At 73.5% G+C, this 3,140-nt stretch carries 2 protein-coding genes; one reads left to right on the top strand and one right to left on the bottom strand.

Features of this window, described 5'->3' with window-relative positions; translation table 11 throughout:
• Positions 1 to 501 precede the first annotated feature (501 nt).
• On the bottom strand, positions 502 to 1,353 hold the full coding sequence (locus H5J29_RS26895; protein WP_312858430.1) for a LytR/AlgR family response regulator transcription factor: 852 nt from the start codon (positions 1,351 to 1,353) through the stop codon (positions 502 to 504).
• 309 nt (positions 1,354 to 1,662) lie between these two features.
• Between H5J29_RS26895 and H5J29_RS26890 the strand changes: the two genes are divergently transcribed.
• Positions 1,663 to 2,775 carry a CE1758 family FMN-dependent luciferase-like monooxygenase gene (locus tag H5J29_RS26890; RefSeq protein WP_181783796.1) on the top strand — a complete coding sequence of 371 codons (1,113 nt, stop codon included), beginning with the start codon at positions 1,663 to 1,665 and terminating at the stop codon, positions 2,773 to 2,775.
• Positions 2,776 to 3,140 lie beyond the last annotated feature (365 nt).

The following is a 3,140-nucleotide window of genomic DNA, read 5'->3' as shown; positions in this document are numbered from 1 at the left end:
TTCGAGGGGCCGGAGGGCGCGGCCGGCCCGGCCTGCAACCGGCCCGACCCGCGCTCGGCGCGGCGGGGCCACGGCTCGCCCGGAGCCGGGCGGCGGGCCCCCGGGTCGGGCGACTCGGAGGAGTCGGCGGGCGGGCGTCCGCGGCGCGGATCGTCGACCACGTGGGACACCCCCTTCTGCGCGTCGGATCTCGGACCGTACGGGTGGTCACGTGAGGCGGGGGTACACAGGGTCCGCGGAGGGCTGCGGGGCGGCCTCCGCCTGCACGGTCGGATCTCCACGCCGAGATCCCGGCGAGAATACTGCCCGTCACGAGGCCGCCGAGGATACCCCTACCGGGAGGACCCGAACCCTGCCCTGACCGGCCGGTCCGCGAGCGCGGGCGGGCATCCGTCGGCGGGGGACGCGCAGGTCGGGCCCGCTCGCGGGGGCGAGAGTCACCCGAGCACGACGAGAACGGCCGGGACGGACGAATCCGTCACCGACCGTGAGCGCTCGACCTCAGCGGATCCGGGCGAGTGGACCGGTGGGACCGTCCTCGCGCGGCGGGCGACCGCGCAGGATGCGCTTGAGCGCCGCGGTGTGCCGCCGCGAGACCGGCAGCTCGGGGGCGCCGGGCCCGTGCCCGACCCGCACGACGTAGCCGGACCCGGACAGCCGCAGCTCGGTGATCAGCGGCAGGGCCACCAGGTAGGCGCGGTGGATCCGGACGAACCCGGCCTCGCGCCAGCGCTCCTCCAGCACCGACAGCGGGATGCGGACGAGGTGCCCGCCCTCGGTGGTGTGCAGGCGGGCGTAGTCCCCCTGGGCCTCCACGAAGCGGACCGACGAGCGGGGGACCAGTTTGGTGGTGCCCGCGAGCTCGACCGGGATGACCTCGTCCTCCGGCGCCTCCTGGCGCGGCGGCTGACCGGGGACGGGCTGCGGCGGGGCCGGGCGGGCGGTGGCGCGGCTGGCGATGGTGCGGTCCAGCGAGCCCGAGAGCCGCTCCGAGCGCAGGGGCTTGAGCAGGTAGTCCACCGCGCCGATCTCGTAGGCGTCGACCGCCCGGTCGTCGTGCGCCGTGACGAACACCACGGGCGGCGGGGCGGCCATCGCGGAGAGCACCCGGGCCAGCTCGAGCCCGTCGAGCCCCGGCATCCGGATGTCCAGGAACACCACGTCCACACCGGACTCGCCGGGGTTGACCCCAGGGCGCGAGCCCAGGATACGGAGCGCCTCGGTGGCGTCCGGCGCGGTCAGCACCGTGCCCACCCTGGAGTCCTCACCCAACAGGTGGGCGAGCTCCTGTAAAGCGGGCTCCTCGTCGTCGACGGCCAAGACCGTCAGTCCGTCCGAGACCTGGGTGCTCACGTGCGCCTCCTCCTCGCGTGCCCGCCGCACCACGGGCCCGGGGGAGCGAACGGGGCCCGTCGCCGACGCCGGTATGTCCATCCCCGACACCAGTGGGTGACTGCGCGCACAACGCTAGCGAAGGGGTCCGTGTCCCTCGACGTCCGGTCGACGGCTATCCCGTCCCGCGCTGCGAACGGCGCTCCGACGGCGCGTCGGCCCCGTCGCGGCGGGCCTCGCGGCGGCCCCGTGACCGCCCGGGAACACCAGACGACCGCTCACCGTTCCAGTGGTTGCGGATGCAACAATCGGCACGCCGAAGGGGGAGAGATGCAGTTCGGGATCTTCACGGTCGGGGACGTCACCCGGGACCCGACCACGGGCACCACGCCGACCGAGCAGGAGCGGATCCGGTCGATGGTCCGGATCGCCGAGCACGCCGAGGCCGTGGGGCTGGACGTGTTCGCGACGGGCGAGCACCACAACCCGCCGTTCGTCCCGTCGTCCCCCACGACGCTGCTGGGGTACGTCGCGGGCCGCACGGAGAAGCTGGTGCTGTCCACCTCGACCACGCTGATCACCACGAACGACCCGGTCAAGATCGCCGAGGACTTCGCGATGCTGCAGCACCTGGCGGGCCCCGAGCGGGTCGACCTGATGCTGGGCCGCGGCAACACCGCGCCGGTCTACCCCTGGTTCGGCCAGGAGATCGGCCAGTCCGTGCCGCTGACGGTGGAGAACTACCAGCTCCTGCGCGCCTTGTGGGACAGCGAGGGCCCGGTCGACTTCGAGGGTCGCTTCCGCACCCCGCTGCACGGGTTCGTGTCCACGCCCCGCCCGCTCGCAGGCGTGGCGCCGTTCGTGTGGCACGGCTCGATCCGCACGCCGGAGGTCGCGGAGATCGCCGCCTACTTCGGCGACGGGTTCTTCGCGAACAACATCTTCTGGCCGCCGTCGCACTACACCCGGCTGATCACCCTCTACCGGGAGCGCTTCGAGCACTACGGGCACGGTCCCGCCGCGAACGCGACGGTCGGGCTCGGCGGGCAGTTCTTCATGCGCCGCAACAGCCAGGACGCGTGGAACGAGTTCAAGCCCTACTTCGACGAGGCCCCGGTCTACGGCCACGGCCCGTCCATGGAGGACTTCACCTCGCAGACCCCGCTGACCGTGGGCAGCCCGCAGCAGGTGATCGACCGGACGCTCACCTTCCGCGAGCACTTCGGGGACTACCAGCGCCAGCTGTTCCTCGTCGACCACGCGGGCCTGCCGGAGCGGACGGTGCTGGAGCAGCTCGACCTGCTCGGTGAGATCCTGCCCGCGCTGCGGGCGGGGTTCGAAGCGCTGCGTCCCGCGGGCGTCCCGTCGAACCCGCCCACGCACGCCGAGCGCGTTGCGGCCAAGGCGGCGACCGAGGCCGTCCGCGAGCCCGCCACCGCCTGACCTCGCCCGAGGCGCGGCCGGAACCTCGCCGAACGAGCGGCACTCCCGTGGCACCCACCGCACGGGAGTGCCGTTCGGGCGAGGGATGCGGACCGCCCGCCGTCACGACGAGTGACCGTTCGCCGCCGTGACCATGCCCGGACGTGCATGGGTGCCGAATGGTTCCCCGATGTGATGTTGACCCGCCGTGACGGAACTCGGTTGCCGCGCAGGGCGGGGAAGGGCACCCTGTGATCGTGGTCGTCAACCGTGGTGAGCGCCGGGTACCCCGCGTACCTCGTCCGCTGCTGCGCCACGACCACATCGCGCACGGTTGGTGTCGCGGTCGCTGACCGCCCACCCGCCGTCGCCCCCCGGAGATTCCG

The sequence above is a fragment of the Pseudonocardia pini genome, assembly GCF_013870575.1.
In the GTDB taxonomy this organism is placed as follows: domain Bacteria; phylum Actinomycetota; class Actinomycetes; order Mycobacteriales; family Pseudonocardiaceae; genus Pseudonocardia; species Pseudonocardia pini.
The sequence above is the reverse complement of the archived record's forward strand: the minus strand, read 5'-3'. Positions and strand labels throughout refer to the sequence as shown.

Excerpts from the sequence above, each read along its gene's own strand:
- H5J29_RS26890 (WP_181783796.1), top strand. The coding sequence starts at position 1,663 with ATGCAGTTCGGGATCTTCACGGTCGGGGACGTCACCCGGGACCCGACC.